Source organism: Alkalicella caledoniensis (genome assembly GCF_014467015.1).
In the GTDB taxonomy this organism is placed as follows: Bacteria; Bacillota; Proteinivoracia; order Proteinivoracales; family Proteinivoracaceae; genus Alkalicella; species Alkalicella caledoniensis.
In genome coordinates, this window is sequence record NZ_CP058559.1 from 1272972 (window position 1) to 1291607 (window position 18636).

Consider the following 18636-nt stretch of genomic DNA (forward strand, 5'->3'; position numbering starts at 1 on the left):
TAGTTGTTACTTACGAACAAGTTTAGCCACTGTATATACAGTGGCATTTATTTACTTTATTTAATTTAATCATCCTTTGCTTGTACTGTCAACTTATTCCTTTGGCTTTTTACTATTTTTTCCCTTTAAAGTATTAGCAAACTCTTTTGTAAAAAACCCTCTTAGTTTTCTCTCAATTTCCCTTGTATCACCAACACTGATTAAAAGATATCCTCCGCCGCCAATTACTGTTAGAAGGATAACAGTGAGGAACCCCTTTAGTAATCCTCCTGAACCTGTTCCTCCGTGATTTTCCGTAGATTGAACTGTAGGTGGTAGCGCATCATCATCATCAGCATCATCGCCATCTACGTCGTCACTTTCAAGATCAAGGGTTGTATTAGGGGCCTCAAACTCTCCATAGAGGGTTTGGGATATCACATCAGCAAAAAGTGCTGCTCCCCTTTCGGCATCTTCCCTTTTATTAGTATGAGCACCTATTTCTAGTAGTAAAGCCCTGGGGTGAAGGTCTTGGTTATATGAACCTCTGGCATAGAAGATACCTTTTACTAAGTCTGGAATATTTTCATCTGCCACTGATTTTAGCTGCCAAGCGAATTCCTCATTAACAGCCTGGGCAGGATTTTGTCTACCAACAACTATTAGTATTTGGGTGATTTGTTCACCGTCTATTTCTTCTAAATATGCTTGGGGTGGTGTTGCATCTCTGTGCACATCAAAAATGGCATCTACATCTCTTCCTATTATTTCAATGGCTGTTCTTCTGGATCTTCTATATGATCCTGAGTATGGGAAATGAGTGCGCTGACTATCTATGACTTCTATATCAAATTCTTCTAAGGTGGCCGCTAGTACTCCACCAACTTTATAAATTCCTCCCCTTCTTTTATCAGTCTGGGCGTACCCTTCAGTGGGGACGTAGCTTTCCCCACTATGGGTATAGTATAGACCTATCCGCCTTTCATCAGCTCCCTCTAGTTGAGCAAATTCTGCAAAGCTTGGTTTTGAGGGTTCTGACTCTTCTATTTTTTTTGCCCAAGCTTTAAAGTTCTCTGCATCCACTTTGTGAACTAAATATTGTATATTGTTATGGTCTACAAACTTGTCACCCACATGAATTATTATTCCTGTACGCAGTAAGACATTATCCTCTTCATCATAAAGTGTGTAATATTGCCCTTCTTCTAACTCTAGCTCCGGCTGTTGTTCTGGCTCTGCCAGTACTGTCAAACTAGGCATAACCAATAAAATAGCCATCATTATTATTGCTATTTTATTTCTCAATTTAATCACCCCATATTAGTTTAATTTATACTGTTATGTTTTCCTGTATTTCAAGAAATTAAACTATGATTGTTAAAGTAGAAATAAAAAATAAAAATTTTAAAAACTTGAACACGGATTACACGGCAAATTATTGTAACTATTTTTTTGTTTTGGATTGTGATTTTATAATTTTGTTCCCTAATTATCGATTTTGATAAGTAGATTAACAGTATTTTTTAGAAAAGTTATTCTCTGAGGGTTTGATTTGAGAATTTCACTGTTTAAACCTAAAAAAGTAACCAAATCAAAGTTTGATTTGGTTACTTTTTCTACTTAATTTTTATTTGTTTAGTTGGGCATTTTTCTACGCAGGCCATACAGTTTATACAACGGTCTCCGATGAATACTTGACCTTCTTTCTCTCTTCTTTCATCTAGTGTTTTGTTCAGTTGTGTGGGTACATTGCAAACAGTTGTACACAACCTACAGTCTTTACACTTATCAGCTATTTCAAGTTTAAACCTTCTTTTAAAGCTGACTGTTGTCATGAGTGTTCCCCAAGGGCAAAGATGTCCACACCACGTTCTTGGTTGATAAAAAAGAGCTAGAAGTGTTGCCATAGTAGCAACTGAGAACATCATCCCCAGTACAACATAGAGTGATTCAAAGTTTCTTCTTCCTATGAATATGGCTACAAAAAAGAATAATACAAAGGCATATTGAAACCATTTACTACTGAAAATTTTGTGTGGTGGACGATTCTTTGAGATTTTTACTAGGACTCTTTCCGCAAAGGAACCCATTGGACAAAACCATCCACAAAAATATCTTCCCATAAAAATTGATAGGATAAGTCCTGATGCAACTAATAAAAAGTTAAAATACCAAATTCCTGCAACTAATAATACCAATTTAAAGATAACTCCAAATAACTGTGAAACCTTTCGTAGTTCTTGTAACATTTTATTCCTCCCCAACATTTTTTATACCCCTACAGGGTATATGTATATTATAAATGATTATAAAAAGATGTCAAGGGGGGATGAAAAAAACAAGCGTCATTACGACGCTTGTTTTTACCAGGTACCGCAGGCTGCTAGGAAGTCAGGACCACCGTGCACAGCTATTGCTACTCCAGCTTGGAATACAAATCCTTCTTTTAAGTTGTACTTTTCTTTCATACGCCCTAAGACTTCTTCAGCATAAGCCTTATCTGTACCATATGCTAAAGCTATCTTGATTGGTGTATTTGCATCTACACCCCACAGTTTTTCGAAGGAAGCTATGAAAGAGTCTATGGCTTTGTTCTTACCTCTAGACTTTGAAAATTCTTTTACCGTTCCATTTTCGAAGTAGATTACGGGTTTTACATTCAACATAGAACCAACTACGCCTTTAAGTTTACTTACTCTGCCGCCCCTCACTGCGTATTCTAGGGTATCTAGATAGATTACAACCTTTGTAGTTTCTATAAGCTTTTCTGCTTGTTCAACTATTTGGTGGAATTCTAATCCTTGTTCCATTGCTTCTATTATTTTTACAGCCAGCCATCCTGCTCCCATGGTAGTTGTTTGCGAGTCGATGATTTTCACCTTATCGCTACCTACCATTTCTGCTGCCGTTTGTGCCGATTGAGTGGTTCCACTGAATCCGCCGGTTATATGTACGGATATAATCTTATCATACCCTGAATCCAGTGCTTTTTGATATACTTCTGCAAATTCACCTACTGGTGGCTGAGATGTTTTCGGATGATCATCCACTGAAACAAGTTTTGCGTATAATTCATCACTTGTCATATCAACTCCATCTTTGAAGCTCCCACCCATCCAGTTAATTGTTAGTGGAACTACTGAGATGTCATGTTTTTCGATCAGTTCTTTTGGCACATCACAAGTACTGTCTACAACTAATTTAATTTTCATTTTTATCACTCCTCAAAAGATTACCCCAAAATTTCTTTATCTTTGTTTATATTACCCTCATTTTTATCTGACTATTTGACTCTCTTCATTATATTAGACTGTTTTTTTTATAATAAGTGTCATTTGTTTTAAATCTTTTTTGGAAAAGCAAATAACTGTATCGAAACAGTTGTAATTTCCTTTGTTTTCATCTTTTAGGGGTTTAGTTTTTTTGTTACATTTAGATTAATAAACATTTTGGAGGTAAATATACATGAAATTTTATAAAAGAATTTCCACTATCCTTATTGCTTTTTTAATTTTAGCTTTGGTTTCAGGATGTACTAATAACACTAGTAATGAAGATGTCCTTGTAATGGGGTTTGTTCCCATGAGAGATGGGGATGCATTGATAGAATCTGTTAAACCTTTAGAAGAGCTTTTATCTCAAGAGTTAGGAATAAAAGTCAAAGCTTTTACTGCCACTAATTATGTTGGTGTAGTAGAGGGGTTAGGTTCAGGGCAGGTAGATTTTGGTTTTATTCCACCCTTTGCTTATGTTCTAGCTAATAGTGAAAATAAGGCCCAAGTGATCCTTACTGCTTTGAATAGTAGTGGAAAGAGTAACTATAGATCTCAATTTCTAGTTTCAAGTGATGATAATTCAATAAGTAGTTTAGAAGACTTACAAGGCAAGAAAGTTGCTTTTGTAGATTTTTCTTCAACATCTGGATATCTTTTTCCAGGTGCCCATTTAGCAGGACTTGGTCTTGAGTTAGACAATGATATAGAAGTAATTATTGCTGGTGGTCATGATAAAGCTTTACAACTTTTGCTAAATGGTGATGTTGATGCTGCTACAACCTTTGTAGATGCCCGTGATAGATATGCCAGTGATTTCCCAGGTGCCATGGAAAAAACAAGGGTTTTAGGGTATACTGACTACATCCCTAATATAACTGTTACCACCAGGGGTACTATGGAAAGTGAGTTACAAGGTAGAATCCAAGCTGCATTATTAAATATAGCTGAAAGTGAAGAAGGAGCAGAAATGCTTAAAGAGCTATTTAATATGTACGGATTTGTTAAAGCTTCTGATAGTGATTATGATATTATTAGAGAAACTGCAAGGCTTATGAACGTAAATCTAAAAGAACAAGATTAGGCTTGGTGATAATATGATTCATGTGGAAAATGTTTCCGTTATTTACAATAAAGGAACTCCTGCCCTTAAGGGTGTAAACCTTTCAGTGGATAAGGGTGAGTTTGTGGGTATTTTGGGTCTAAGCGGTAGTGGAAAATCTACTTTACTCAAATCAATTAATTTAATTGTAAGGCCTACTTTTGGGAAGATATCCATTGATGGAGACCTAATTACTAATGCAAATCCGAAAAAGCTACGTACTATCAGGCGTAAAGTTGGTCTAATATTTCAGGACTACAATTTAATTGAAAGATCTTCTGTACTCACAAATGTCCTGTTAGGTAGATTAGGATATAAGTCTAGACTCCAATCTTTTTTGGGGTCTTTTACTCCTTCGGAATATAGTTTGGCTATGGATGCTTTAAAAAGAGTTGGTTTAGAAGAAAAGTCTTTTGTGAGGGCTGACAGGCTAAGTGGTGGTCAAAAACAAAGGGTAGCCATAGCCAGAACACTATGTCAGCAGCCCAGTGTTATTTTAGCAGATGAGCCAATATCAAACTTAGACAAATACACTGGTGAACTGGTAATGGAATATCTATATGAAATAAATAAGAGCAGCGGTATTACAGTGCTTGTTAATTTACATGACACTTCCACTGCCCTTAAATATTGCTCTAGGATAATCGCTTTGAAGGATGGGAAAATAGTATTCGATAAAGCTGCGGGGGATGTTACCGATGAACTACTACGTGGTGTATATGAAGAAAAGTAAAATCTTAAAGTTTCTTATAGTAGGTATTATTATCTTAGCTATTTTCTTACTAAGTCATGGTGTACAGTTCAATCTATTTAGGGTAATCAACGGATTACCTAGCATGCTTGATTTACTTTCCCGTATGTCTAGCCCCAATTGGGATTACACAGTACAGGTTTTTGATAAACTCATTGAGACAGTTGAGATAGCAATTGTTTCAACAATCATGGGACTTCTTTTAGCCATACCCTTTTCACTTTTATCTGCTAGTAATATCTCTCCATTTAAGATAATGCCCTATATTTTAAATCCCCTTCTTTCCCTAATGCGGACAATACCCAATCTCGTTTGGGCTGCTTTATTAGTGAGCATATTTAGCGTTGGTAAACTTCCAGGAATTATAGCTTTGTTGATAACAGCTTTCTTAATATCCACTAAGCTATTGAAAGAGCAGATTGAGGCTATAAGTGATAACTTTTTAAGCTCTGTTGTAGCTACTGGCGCCTCCTCTTTTCAAGTATTAAAGTATTGTGTCTTGCCTACAATTAAAACTTCTGCTTTTTCAGTGTTTTTTGCTGTATTTGAGATCAATATCAGAAGTGCAACAGTCCTAGGCCTTGTAGGTGCTGGAGGGATTGGCCAAATTCTATGGAGGGATCTAAATCATCTAAGATATGATAATATAGCAACGTTGATCCTTATGCTTTTTTTAACCATAGCTTTGATTGATATGGCCAGTATCTTTTTTAGGAAGGTTTGGGATGAATTCTATATTACAGTAAAAGATGACCGATTATATAAGTTATACCAAAGGGTCAAACCTATTTTTACTTCTGTCTTTGTTGGGCTTTTGATTTTTATAACCATGAGAAATATAGATCTGAATAGGGTCATCTTAGGTCTAGGTCAGTCAAATCAAATGATTTTACGTATGTTTAACGCTGATTTTACTTATTTTTCAAATATGATTGTTGGTATAAGGGAAAGCTTGTTTATTGCACTATTTGCCACTTTAGTGGGAGGTATCCTTGCAATCCCCCTCTCTTATCTAGCTGCTTATGGAGTATCTTTTTCAAATGTTATGGCTTTTATAATAAAACTTATTGTAAATATATTGCGAACCTTTCCACCTATTATCATGGCAATTATTTTCTTTAGGGGTGTAGGGCCTGGTCCCCTTTCTGGTGCTTTAGCTTTAAGTATATACACCACCGGTGTACTGGTTAAGCTATATGGTGAAGTGCTAGAAAATACCCCTAAGAATATTAAACTTAGTCTTTTATCTGTGGGTGGTGGTAGCTTTGAAATCTTTCAATACGGCCTTTTCCCCCATACTTTTTCTGCATATGTTTCCCTAGTTTTGTATAGGCTAGAGTCTAATATTAGGACATCTACTATTTTAGGCATAATAGGTGCTGGTGGAGTAGGTACCATGCTAACGAACAATATCAATTGGCGTAATTGGGAAAGGGTTGGCCTACTAATCCTTGGTATGGCGGTAATGATTATTATTGTTGATGGGTTTAGCTGGTTTGTAAGGCGTAAGATTATAAGATAGAATGTCACGGGTTTTATCTTAAAGACTAAAAAAGAGTAAACAAAAAGACCGAGGAATTTATTAATTTCTCGGCCTTTTTGTTTCATAAATTTATAGGTTTGAATCTATCTTTTCCGCTAGTTTCTTTTTAGGCATGAATCCTGTTATTGTATCTTTTTCTTGTCCTTTGTCAAATAGAATAAGTGTTGGGATACTCATGATACCGTATTTTGATGCTATTTCTTGGTTTTCATCTACATTTACTTTTACGATTTTAACTTTACCTTGGTAGTCTCCTACTAGTTCATCAATAATTGGAGCTAACATTTTACACGGTCCACACCATGGTGCCCAGAAATCTACTAACACAGGAGTGTCGTTATTTAATACCTCTTGTTCAAAACTTTGAGTAGTTACTTCTAATGCCTTTGACATAATAAATTCCTCCTTATTCTAGGTTCTCTATATATTTTTCTGCCATTACCGAAGCTATGGCTCCATCGGCTGCAGCAGTAACAATTTGCCTTAGTACTTTGACTCTTATATCCCCAGCTGCAAATACACCGGGTACATTGGTTTCCATGTTTTCATTAGTAATAATATATCCTTGCTCACTTAAACTTATTTGGCCTTTCAAAAAGTCAGTGCTGGGGTCGTTTCCAACATAGATGAAAACTCCATCAGCTTCAATTGCACTTTTTTCCTTGGTATTAACATTTTCAATAAGGACACTGTCAACTTTGTTTTCCCCTTGAATCTCTTTAACAACTGAGTCATATACAAACTCAATCTTCTCATTTGCAAATGCCCTTTTCTGTACTATTTTTGTTGCTCTAAGCTCATCTCTACGATGTATTATATAAAGCTTCTCTACAAATCGGGTTAGGAAATTTGCTTCTTCTACTGCGGAGTCACCGCCACCTACAACTGCAACAGTTTTTCCTTTGAAGAATGCTCCATCACATGTGGCACAATAAGAAACTCCCTTACCTCTAAAATGAATTTCTCCTGGGACATTTAGTTGCCTTGGCTTAACGCCTGTGGCAAGAATCACTGTTTTCCCTTTGTACTCTCCACCATCAGTAATAATTTCCTTAACTTCTCCTTGTAGGGTTAGGTCTGTGATTTCTTCGATGGCAATATCGACACCAAGATCCATGGCTTGATTGAACATACTTGTTGCCAAGTCCGGACCTGTGATTGACGCAAAGCCAGGATAGTTTTCTACTAAATGTGTTGTTGCAGCTTGACCTCCAGGCCCTTGCTTATCTATAAGTAAAGTTTTAAGTTCAGCCCTTGCTGAATAGATAGCTGCAGACAGACCTGCTGGTCCTGCTCCAATTATTATACAATCGTAAATCATAGCTTCCCTCCTATACCCTAAGGGGGTATTTTGTTATTTCTATTGTACTAGTAATCATTCCCAATGTCAACACTACATTTGTAAATTTTGAGTTAATTGAGACTTATCTTTTTCTATATGGTTAAACCACTTATAAAATAATATGGTTGCAAATACATAAATAATACATGTTAAGTAATATGGGATTGTATAGCCTATATTACTCATTAAATAACCACCTAATAGTACACTGAATGCTCTTCCAACACTGTCCATGGTTTTAAGTAGGGCACTAAGGGGAGCCCTTTCTTCTTTTTCAACTAGCCCCATGGATAGCTCGGATTCCACTGGGTGTGTCATATTCATCAAACTACTTCTGATAAATACTGCTACACCTACAACATAGACATTTTGTAAAAGTGCAATGGCCAAAAGAAAAGGAATAGAAGACAGACGCAGTAGTGATATCCCTTTTATTTTCCCAAGGCGAAGTACTATAAATGGTGCCATCAATGCGGCAAATGCAGTTGTTGTTTGTGATATTGACATAATAGTACCAATTTGCCCTATTGTTGCCCCAACATTTTCTTTGAGAAACACATTGAGTAATGGAACGATCAAGCCTGCACCTACACCTATTAATATGTGACAGGTTAGAAGTTTTGGAACATAATTGTTTTTTGTTGCCAAGTTTATTATACCCTTTAATTGTCCCTGCAAACTAAAGTTAAATGGTTTTATTGTTTCCTTGATTCCCGTTAAGAAGAGTATTCCCACTAAAGTAAAAGAAGTAAATAGGCCTAAGGTTATTCTGTAGCTAAAAAGGGTTTCATAGGGTAAAAATTCAACTAACCTCCCTGAGATAAGATTTCCCATCATCTGAGATAACATCATAACTGCAAAATTTATACTAAATGCTTGCTGCCTTTGTCTTGGTTCTGCATTTTCCTGGATAAATGGAGGTGCACTTACAGCAAAAACGGACAAGCCAAGTCCCCAAACAAAGCTACTTAAGTAAACAAATAGTTGATGGTCAAAAAATACCAGTATTAATATTCCCGTTCCTATAAAAAACAAACCTTGTTTAAGGCTCCACTTAAACCCCATTTTATTGCATACCATCCCTGCAGGTAAAGCAAGTAAGCCAGTGGTAAACAATTTTATTGACTGATACATCCCCACCACGTCCGCTGAAAATCCCTTTTCTACTAAATAAAGATTCACAAGAACATTTCCTGCACCTAACCCTAAGTATGCAAAAAAAGATGCTGTAAAGTATAGCTTTAAGTTTTTAGACATCTTTTTCACCAAGGTAAAATAACTTTCTGGCATTTATTCCATCTCCCTAATATTTTTATACTCTAAATATATTCTAACATAAAGAGTACATTAAAAAAACGTCTAAAAATACAAATGGCCTTGGTCTAAGACTAAGAAAATTTTATAGCTAAGGTGCAATAGATTCTAAGGTAGTATTTGACAAAAAAAAGCGCCTCGGGGGCGCAAATTCTTAAATGATCTTTTTGGGTCATGATATCTATTCTTTCCCCTTAGTCTTTTTGTGTCTCTCCATTTAGTTCAGAGGTTATATCCATAAGAACATGTTCTAAACGTTTTTCTCCTTTGAAGACCTTTTGCATCTCCATATTGAATAGTTCTTCCATTTGAGAGTAATTCGGTAGAGCAGGCTTTGGTATAACGTTGCTTACTTGTTCCATAAATATCTCTAAATATGGATGTTTATTAACATCAACATTTTTAAAAGAATCCTTATTAACAGGTAGTTGACCCAATTCATCAGCCCATAAGGCTTGAATTTTTGAAGATGTAAGGAATTTCAAAAACTCATAGGCTTCCCTAGGATGTTCTGTATCTTTAAATATAACCATACTTGTTCCGTCAATATTTGAAACACTTCCTGCTGGACCATGGGGAAGTTTTGTTACCCCAAAACGGATACCTGAGTCTTCAATTTTTGGAATGGAATTGGAGTCTAATATTACCATTGCGGCATCCTTGTTAATAAAGGATTGGATTGGAGACCCAGTCCAACCTTCTACATCCAATTGATAACCATAAAGCAGGTTTAATGCTTTCACCACTTCAGGGGAATCTATTTCTATCCTTTTATTCTCACTGTTATAGATGGTAGCACCGTAACTTCCCATATATGGAGATAGTTCCCACAAACTACTTCCATAACTTAATCCTATAACATCTGGATTCCTGTCTGATACTTTTCTTGCCAGTTGCATCAAATCCTCCCAGGACCAATTTGAATCAGGGATGTCAGATCCCGATTCTTCAAGGAGTCTTACATTGTAAAATAGAGCACTTGTATAGATTTGATCTGGGATTCCCCATACTCTTTTGTTATAGGTATTAGAAAGTATGGCTCCTTCAACAAGTGTTTCTTTATGGTCTTCTGCCCAGAAAAGCTCCATGGGTAAAATGGTTCCTCTATCTGCCAGTGTAGCTATATACTCCATCTCCACCCTGGCAATATCAGGGGTTTCCTTTGTGGCTAAAGCTTGGGTAAGCCTTGACCACTGTGCCCCTTTAGGAATTCTCTCGACCTTTACGGTTATATCTGGGTTATCTTCATTAAACATATCAACTATAGTCTGAAATACTTGATGTTCCTCGTCAGTGTATGTTTCATGTATTACCAACTCCACCGTTGTTCCTTCTTCCCGTTCAGGTGGTAACTGGTAGCCCTTAAATACTTCTTCACTGCTGCCATTACATCCAACAAGAGGTAATATAGTAGCTATTAGAATGATTAGTGATAGGTATAATAATCCCTTCAACTGTTTCCCCTCCCATACCTTTTGCTTTAATTTTACCTAACTGAGTACATCAAAAATATATTTCTAATAACGTCTTCTTTTGATCAACATAAACCCGCTACCTAACACTAGAAGTGCCACAAGTACTATAATTAGAAGTTTATATGGTATTTTAATACCCGTTCCTCCCACGGGTTTTAATGTAGCTAGTTTGCCTTCCTTCCATTTTAACTGGCTGTATTGTTCTTCTGCAGTTTCAGCAAGTATATCGTAAACATTTGGATTAATCTCCTCGTCGGCCCCGCCACCTCCGACGTATTTACCACTTTGTTCAGTAACTGGTCGATAGTCATCTGGCCCGTATCCATCGTGATGCCCAACCAAAACGTAATACTGAGTTTTATTATCTATTAATCCAATTAGGTTTTTTGCTATTGTTACTACTATATCTTTATTTTCTACCTTAATTGTAAAATTTTCACCTTGGCTGATTCCCTGACTAGCATTTGCCACATCACTTTCACTGTGAAATAACTTACCTTGATTCCAATCAGCTATTTTTATAACTTTATCCCATGGAGTATCAAACTGTACCATGGCACCTTTATTAAATGTGTCTGTTCTACCTTTTCCTTCTCCGGTAACTAAATATATATCCACCCTATGAAAGTTAAAACCGTTACCTTCCCAAGGTGTTACATGGTTTGGTTCTAAGGCAAAGGTTAGCCTAAATTCTATCTTTTGTCCTAAGTCAGTAACTTTAAAGTTAGTTAGATCTAACATCTGTTCTACCTTATCGCCAAATTCCTCGGAAGTGGCGTATGTATACGTACCTGGTCCATTTGAGTCCCCTTGAGGATCTTGCATCTCAAATATAACTGTCTTTTGATTTTCAGCAAATGCTGGTAAAGTCATTAGCAAAATCATGATAATTGCTAAAACCATAGAGCCTTTTTTCAACTGAATTACCCCCTTATCTTTACATTCCAGTATCCAATCCTGATGGATACATCAAGTTATTTAGTGCTACTTCTATAAATTATATTCTGCTTCAAAAAAAACAGACCTTATGAGGGTAATATAGACCAGAGAATTAGTGGATAATTTGAGAACTTTTCTTACCTTAGTTAAATTTTACTCCTGTGACAATAAGTTGTCAATGGAAAGGAGAGGTGGGGTGTATTCTGAAATGAGTTTAGAGAACTGGGCTTATTAATAAATAAAAAACCTCGAACAGTGGCCTAGACCGTTCGAGGTTTGCACAGGGGGCTAATGAGAATGTTCATTAACCATTATTAGTTTGGGCAGATTAAAGGAAAATATACATTATAACTAAAAAATATATTAACTGTTTAATACACCACTTAGTGGGGGGACTATCTGGAGTTTCCTTGACATTACTCCATTTAATTTGTGTATTTCGTTTTCTGGTGCTCCAAAGGCTTGGTTTATATAGGATTTAAGGTTTCCTACTGAAAGCAGATAGGAATCTCCTTCTACTATGTTTGTTATAGCCAATAGTACATGGTCTAAGTTTCTCTTTCTTATCATTCTTTCCATTTCTTTTATTAGCTCTGACCTTAGTTTAAGGACAGTTTCTGAGTCTGTGGTTTCGAACTGTCCAATGGCCATTTTTCCTTTTAGGAAGGAGAACTCTTTTAGATCGAGGGTTAGCATTTCAAAGGGTGTTATGTTGTCTAGATTGTTTGACCATGAGTATATGCTTTTTCCAAATTCCTTGATGGATAGCTCAGAAACAGTTGATAAATACTTAGCTGCATCTCTATCCTGGTCAGTTGTAGTAGGAGATTTTAGTATAACTGTATCGGATAAAATGGCAGCCAACATCAATGATGCTATCTTTTTATTTGGTGTTATGTTGTGTTGTTGGTACATCTCAGCCACCAGTGTTGCAGTACTTCCCACAGGTTTACAGTTGATATATATTGGCTTGGTAGTTTGGATATCACCTAGTCTATGATGGTCTATTATCTCAATAACTTCGCCCCACTCAAGGCCTTCTACGCTTTGGGATCTCTCATTGTGATCCACTAAAATAATTTTTTTTGGTTTTGAATTTAGTATCTCTCCCTTAGTGACGATACCTAAGAGCTTCCCTTCGTCATCTACAACGGGAAATGATCTAAATCCTTTCTGGGCAAACATATCTTTAATCTCAGTAACAGTACTGTTAATATCTAGTGTTAAGGGATTTTTTGTCATGATATTCTTTCCACTACGGGAAAGGGATATAAGTCTTGCAGCAGTGAAGGTGTCACCATTAAAGCCAATAACAGGTGTGTTTTTTACCTTTGCCATTTCAAGTACTTTTTCAGTGGGCTTTACACCCCCTGTTATTATAAGACCGTTTATTCCATGTTCCAAAGCTGCTAAATGACAGTTCTCACGGTCTCCAACTATTAAAATATCAGTGACTTCAAGGTTTTCTAAAAGTTTTTCCACACTCATGGCACCTACTAGTATCCTTCCAGATATCCTTTCATCACTATCACCACTATAAATTATTCCGTTAAGTGTAGTTCGGATTTTTTCCAGTCTTATGGGTGCAGAAATAATCTCGCCACTATAAATTTCTTGCAGATATAGTTTCGCAAAATCCCCCGCGGTGATTATTCCTTTGATTACCCCTTCAGTATCCACAAGGGGTATAGTTTTAACTCTGTTTTGTTCCATGGCAAATCCTATGTTTTTAAGGGATTCTCCTTCCCACAAAGAAGGATGCTCTGTGTTCATTATATCAATTGCCCTAAGCTCCATTGTTTCCAATAGCTTTGGTGCTTCAATATCTAACAATTCTAGCACATGTTTTGCTTCCCCAGTAATAGCACTACAAACCTTTGGAACACTGCTTTGACCTAGTTTGTTCTTCAAAGCGCTATATGATATGGCAGATGCCACAGAATCTGTATCAGGATTTTTATGTCCAAGTATAATTATTTCCTTTTTCATTTCTACCCCTCCGTTAATTAAGTTCACACACAATAATTTATTATATTATATCCACATCATATGTAAAGTAGCAATTTTGAATAAGAACAAATATTAGTACCATAACTAAAAACAGAGCCAATGGCTCTGTTAATGTGTTTGTTTGATTCTTCCTATATAACATGCAATTATTGTAAGTGCGCTGGATATTAGAGTTAAATAAATTCCTTCTCCTATATATTCTAATGCCCCATTTATTGAAGATGCTTTAATGTTGTAACGATGTGTAAATGTAAAAACATAGTAAAGTAAACAAATGATTATTACCATGGTTATTCTTGAGATCCATTTCAAGTCTAGCTTTTGTACTAGCAGTATCAGTGCTATGCCGATAACGGCGAGAACAAATACAACCTTTCCCATGATTCCATCTATTCCCTTTGTATTGTCTGTTACTAATCCAGACCAGTCCATCAAAGTACCAAACACCACAAAAATCAATGTACAAAAGACAAAACTCTTAAACCTAGGCCACGGGTCATTCACTTTATTTCCCTTCCTTTATGTGTGTATTTTACCTTTTTAATAGGCAAGCATTTCCATCTTATATATATCTATTCCATTCAAAGTTTAAAATTCCTGCCTCTATACTAAAGTTTATTGTAAATATTTAGGTAATTACCTATGATTGTATCCTTATCAAAAAGATCTACAGCCCTTTTCCTAGCCCTTTGCCCAAAGTCTTCCCTAAGAGAATTATTTGTCAAGATAGTTAGGCCTTTTTCAATAAATCCTTGGACATTACCTACATCCACTAAGTATCCAGTTTTACCTTCATCCACAACTTCTGGTACTCCACCGACATTACTAGCAACAACAGGCACGTTACATGCCATGGCTTCTAGGGCAACTAAACCGAAGCTCTCCTGTTCTGAGGGTAGTAACAGTAGATCGGTTATGGAAAGAAACTGAATTACGTTTTGTTGCTTACCTAGAAACTTCACATCAAGGTTGTATTTATGTGCCAATAGCTCAGCCTTACTTCTTTCAATACCGTCACCGATCATTAGTAGTACAGCATCAACCTCTCTAGCAATCCCTCTAAATGCATCTATTACATCCTCTATTCTTTTCACTGGCCTAAAATTTGATATATGTGTGACCACTTTCTTACCCTTTGTTAGATTCCTTTGTAATTCTTTATCCACAGTTTTCTTATATATGGTTGTGTCTACAAAGTTATACACAACATCAATTTCTTTACTTGTTTCAAAAATCCTTTTTGTATCATCTTTCAAACTTTTAGAGACTGCAGTTACTGCATCACTAGCTTCTATTGCAAATTTCGTTATGGGGAAAAAAGTTTGATCATTGCCAACTAGGGTGATGTCTGTACCATGTAAAGTAGTCACAAGCTTTAAATTTGGCACCATTTGCTTGGCTAAGTATCCACATATGGAGTGAGGTATGGCATAATGGGCATGGATTACATCTAGGCCCTCCATTTGTGCCACTTCTGCAATTCTAGAGGCAAGGGCCAAGGTATAAGGCGGGTATTTGAATAGGGGGTATGTGGGTACCTCTAAATGATGAAAAACAACCCTTTCGTTATAACCATTTAGTCTAAAGGGAATCTCATAGTTAATAAAGTGAACAGTGTGACCTTTATCAGCTAAGGTTTTCCCAAGTTCTGTTGCCATGGCTCCACTACCGCCATATGAAGGGTAACATGTTATACCTATTTTCATAAAAACTCCCCTTACTACTTAATATTTAGGATGTTATCAAAGGACAATACCCCTTTGTAGAACAAGGCCTCACCGTACTTGGCACCTATCATTTGACCATAGTATTTTGCACTTGTTTCTATCCTATCAAATATATCAAAACGATTTACATTTGTGGTAAAGCCACTTTCCCTAGATAAAAATTGACTTTCGTGGGCACGAAGAGCTTCCATTTTTGTTTCAAAGGATGAGCTTATATCAATTATAAATGAAGGTTGAATAAACCTTGGAGCAAAAAACTGAAATATCTTTTGGGGTCTAAATCTTTCACCTTGAGCTGGATATTTTCTTAGGCCTGCCAAAGTAGCTGCTTGGGTTACTAATTTAGAGCCGTTTTGGTGGTCGGGATGCTGTGTATCGTCGTTAAAGTGGGTAAGGATTATTTTAGGCCTGTATTCTCTAATGACTTCTATTACTTTTATCAGGCTTTCTTCATCCACTTGTATCTTCCCGTCAGGAAGGCCAACAACTACCCTTTTTGCACCTAGTATCTCAGCGGCTTTTAAACCCTCACCCCTTCTTATTTCAGGGGTTCCGTTTGTCCCCATTTCTCCACGGGTTAGGTCTACTATCATTGTTTTAACATCAGTATTTTTATAGTTTGCTAGGATACCACCAACGCCAATTTCCACATCATCTGGGTGTGCACCTATTGCCATAATATCAATCATTCTTAAATCCTCCTTCTCTTATAATAAAACTAAATTCATTTTCTTAGTTAGGCCACAGGGTGCCACTACCTAAAGTTCTATATACTGTAGACTAAAGTTTGTAATATCCATACCTTCTGTCACCTTTTGTATAAAACTAAAATCATATTTTATAAGATAGTAAATAATACTTAGACTTCTTTGTTGCTCTATATTGTTTGGATAAAGATTTTTTTCTATTTTATTAAAATGCTCTAGCACTAAACAGTGGTTTTCCTTGTGGAAATTAAAGGCCTTTTTCTCTAAATAGCCCACTTGGTTTGTAATTAACTGTAGATTTTTTTCACCAATTGTGGATAACTGTGTATTTATTGTTGATATCTTGTCAGTAAGTCTTTTATATTGTTGAATTATGTCATTTTTTACAAGCTCGAACTCCTTTTGTATCAGTTCCCACTCACCATTGTGGATAAGTTTATTTTTTTCTAGGTCTAGGTTGTGGATATGTGTATAATTCAGTGAATATCTTTTCATAAGTTTATTAATAGGGGACTCAATTACCATAAAACTCTGTCTTGGGAAAATTACAGGGAGCTTGCTATTAGTAATGCTGTGGTACAAATCTTTTATTTGGGCTAAATAGCTTATCTCCCCTGGCCCCCCAACAAATGCCACTGTGGGTAAGGATGTATCTTGGACAATAAGTCTTAAAAACACGTTAGGGCTTACAAGTCCTTTATTTATATAGTCTTTCACATCTTCTTTTGTAAGTACTTCCCCTGTCTTGATGGAATATTGCTCATTACCAAGATACTTAAGCTTGTACCTTTTGTTATCTTTAAAAATAAATAGATTACTTTCTTCTACCTCGTCAAATGGGTTTTGAAGATTATACCCCAGTTCTTTGATTTTCGTGCTAACTGTGGATAAGTTTTGAATTAACTCACTTCTCTTTTCTATCATGTTAGTAAATACTTCTTTACCTTGCTCTTTTAAAATATCCGCCTTTGAATCGATTAGAATGAGACCAGTGTCTTTCAAAATGTATGTTAGTAATTTTGCAAACCATTTACTGAAATTCTTTGAGTAGGTATCTACCAGCATATTTCTAACGGTTTTAGTGAAGCTTTGATCAAACCCAAGTTCTTGAATAAACCCTAATAGTTCCTCTAGGTTTTCTTCCTGCAGATTGATGTGATGTACAGGGCTGTCTTGTACATCTAATTCTATTTTAAGCTTTTGAGGATTCCCCTTTACATCTAATAGGTATGTGTGGTTCACTTCTTGCCAGTCATGATCTTCGTCTGCGATCCAGAAAACAGGAACGACGTCTTTACCTTCTTTGGTAAGCTGCTCAGCAAGTCTTACTGCAGTCAGTGCCTTGTAAATTGTATATGTTGGACCTAGAAGTAATCCACTTTGCTGCCCTGTTACTACAGTTTTTGCACCATTTCTTAATCTTTGTATATTTTCTAGGGTTTTCTTGCTGCATCCTAAGCTGTTGTTATATCCTTCGAGATAGGTACAAAGCTTTACAGTTGCTTTCTTGTCATTTATTTCTTCATATCGATTATGTATTTGGGGTATTGTTGGGGAATAGTCAAATAAAGAAAGGGCGGACCCCTTCTCAGCTATGTATTCTTGATATATATTAGGCATTTTACTTTCTTCACCTCATCTTATTCAATAGTCTAGATATTATTTTATATTACTTCATTACTTTAGTCAAAAAAACAAAAAAGCGTCTGTTTGATATGCTCCCCTTGTAGTAAACAGTTTAAATAATAAAAACTGTTTACTACAAGGAGGAGTATTTTTTATGGGACGGAAAAGTAAATTCTCACCAGAAGAAAAATTAGAATATGTTCTTAGGTGTATAGAAGGGAAAGATTCCTTTAGCCATGCAGCTAAGTTAATTGGTGTTGGCAAAGATACCATGAGGAGATGGGTTAGCAATTATAAGTCGTTGGGTATTAAAGGATTGAATACTAGTTCTAAGAATTTCAGTCACTCTTCACATGTAAAGGAAATGGCAGTAAGCGAATACCTTTCTGGTAAGGGTTCCTTGCACGATATATGTTTTGAATATGGAATACGCTCTACAGGGATGCTTCATACGTGGGTTATGAAGTATAATAGTCATGAGAAACTAAAATCTTCTGGTACTGGAGGAGTATCTATCATGACTAAAGGAAGAAAAACTGATTTTGATGAAAGAGTAGAAATAGTAAAGTACTGCATTGAAAATAAACACAACTATGCCGAAACAGCGCAGAAGTTTAAGGTATCTTACCAACAGGTCAATTCATGGACTAATAAATACTTAAAACAAGGTATAGATGCCCTTCAAGACAAGCGTGGTAAAAGAAAAACAGAAGATGAGATGTCTGAGATGGACAAACTCAAAGCCCAAAACAAACTGCTTGAAGCTGAGATTCTCGAAAAGCAAATGGAGATAGATTTTCTAAAAAAGTTGGAAGAAATACAAAGGAGGCGGTCTTAAGCCAGGTAAGG

General features: G+C 36.1%; 17 protein-coding genes. 4 read left to right on the forward strand and 13 right to left on the reverse strand.

The genetic code is table 11. The annotated features are described in order from the left end of the window. Positions 1–93: 93 nt before the first annotated feature. The 3 genes from spoIIP to HYG86_RS06255 all read right to left on the reverse strand — a co-directional run bounded on the left by spoIIP (position 94) and on the right by HYG86_RS06255 (position 3191). The gene (spoIIP, locus tag HYG86_RS06245; RefSeq protein WP_213168057.1) at positions 94–1284 is read right to left on the reverse strand and encodes a stage II sporulation protein P; all 1191 of its coding nucleotides are present in this window, start codon (positions 1282–1284) and stop codon (positions 94–96) included. 311 nt (positions 1285–1595) lie between these two features. Beyond that, entirely contained in the window at positions 1596–2228 is a 633-nt protein-coding gene (locus HYG86_RS06250; protein ID WP_213168059.1) for a 4Fe-4S binding protein, read from the reverse strand. Positions 2229–2342: 114 nt separating this feature from the next. Continuing rightward, positions 2343–3191 carry a DegV family protein gene (locus HYG86_RS06255; RefSeq protein ID WP_213168061.1) on the reverse strand — a complete coding sequence of 283 codons (849 nt, stop codon included), beginning with the start codon at positions 3189–3191 and terminating at the stop codon, positions 2343–2345. A 253-nt stretch (positions 3192–3444) separates the two neighbouring features. On the opposite strand from HYG86_RS06255, the gene HYG86_RS06260 reads away from it, so the two are divergent. Genes HYG86_RS06260 through phnE form a run of 3 tightly spaced genes read left to right on the forward strand, consistent with a single transcriptional unit; the run spans position 3445 to position 6626 of the window. Beyond that, a complete protein-coding gene (locus HYG86_RS06260; protein WP_213168062.1) occupies positions 3445–4335 on the forward strand; it encodes a phosphate/phosphite/phosphonate ABC transporter substrate-binding protein in 891 nt (296 codons plus the stop codon). A gap of 22 nt (positions 4336–4357) precedes the next feature. Next, complete coding sequence (phnC, locus tag HYG86_RS06265; RefSeq protein ID WP_343064218.1) at positions 4358–5086, forward strand: phosphonate ABC transporter ATP-binding protein; 729 nt, start codon at positions 4358–4360, stop codon at positions 5084–5086. Beyond that, complete coding sequence (phnE, locus tag HYG86_RS06270) at positions 5052–6626, forward strand: phosphonate ABC transporter, permease protein PhnE (RefSeq protein WP_213168066.1); 1575 nt, start codon at positions 5052–5054, stop codon at positions 6624–6626. Before phnC ends, phnE begins: the two co-directional genes overlap by 35 nt. A gap of 90 nt (positions 6627–6716) precedes the next feature. Here the strand turns inward: phnE and trxA are convergent, their stop codons facing one another. From trxA to bshC, 10 genes are all read right to left on the reverse strand, one after another. After that, a complete protein-coding gene (trxA, locus tag HYG86_RS06275) occupies positions 6717–7040 on the reverse strand; it encodes a thioredoxin (protein ID WP_213168067.1) in 324 nt (107 codons plus the stop codon). 13 nt (positions 7041–7053) lie between these two features. Continuing rightward, positions 7054–7968 (reverse strand): thioredoxin-disulfide reductase, encoded by a 915-nt coding sequence (trxB, locus tag HYG86_RS06280; protein ID WP_213168069.1) that lies wholly within the window; start codon positions 7966–7968, stop codon positions 7054–7056. 72 nt (positions 7969–8040) lie between these two features. After that, complete coding sequence (locus HYG86_RS06285; RefSeq protein WP_213168071.1) at positions 8041–9279, reverse strand: MFS transporter; 1239 nt, start codon at positions 9277–9279, stop codon at positions 8041–8043. Between the two features lie 218 nt (positions 9280–9497). Beyond that, positions 9498–10757 carry an ABC transporter substrate-binding protein gene (locus HYG86_RS06290; protein ID WP_213168073.1) on the reverse strand — a complete coding sequence of 420 codons (1260 nt, stop codon included), beginning with the start codon at positions 10755–10757 and terminating at the stop codon, positions 9498–9500. A gap of 63 nt (positions 10758–10820) precedes the next feature. Then, positions 10821–11696, reverse strand: a complete 876-nt coding sequence (locus HYG86_RS06295) for a glucodextranase DOMON-like domain-containing protein (protein ID WP_213168075.1) — start codon at positions 11694–11696, stop codon at positions 10821–10823. A gap of 384 nt (positions 11697–12080) precedes the next feature. Next, complete coding sequence (locus HYG86_RS06300; RefSeq protein WP_213168077.1) at positions 12081–13706, reverse strand: putative manganese-dependent inorganic diphosphatase; 1626 nt, start codon at positions 13704–13706, stop codon at positions 12081–12083. A gap of 129 nt (positions 13707–13835) precedes the next feature. Further along, positions 13836–14177 (reverse strand): hypothetical protein, encoded by a 342-nt coding sequence (locus HYG86_RS06305; protein WP_213168079.1) that lies wholly within the window; start codon positions 14175–14177, stop codon positions 13836–13838. A gap of 158 nt (positions 14178–14335) precedes the next feature. Next, positions 14336–15433: an N-acetyl-alpha-D-glucosaminyl L-malate synthase BshA gene (gene bshA / locus HYG86_RS06310; RefSeq protein WP_213168081.1), complete on the reverse strand. Its 1098-nt coding sequence runs from the start codon at positions 15431–15433 to the stop codon at positions 14336–14338. Between the two features lie 14 nt (positions 15434–15447). After that, on the reverse strand, positions 15448–16143 hold the full coding sequence (bshB1, locus tag HYG86_RS06315; RefSeq protein WP_213168082.1) for a bacillithiol biosynthesis deacetylase BshB1: 696 nt from the start codon (positions 16141–16143) through the stop codon (positions 15448–15450). A gap of 69 nt (positions 16144–16212) precedes the next feature. Then, positions 16213–17781, reverse strand: a complete 1569-nt coding sequence (bshC, locus tag HYG86_RS06320) for a bacillithiol biosynthesis cysteine-adding enzyme BshC (RefSeq protein ID WP_213168084.1) — start codon at positions 17779–17781, stop codon at positions 16213–16215. A 160-nt stretch (positions 17782–17941) separates the two neighbouring features. Between bshC and HYG86_RS06325 the strand changes: the two genes are divergently transcribed. Next, complete coding sequence (locus HYG86_RS06325) at positions 17942–18625, forward strand: helix-turn-helix domain-containing protein (protein WP_213165595.1); 684 nt, start codon at positions 17942–17944, stop codon at positions 18623–18625. Positions 18626–18636: the final 11 nt, after the last annotated feature.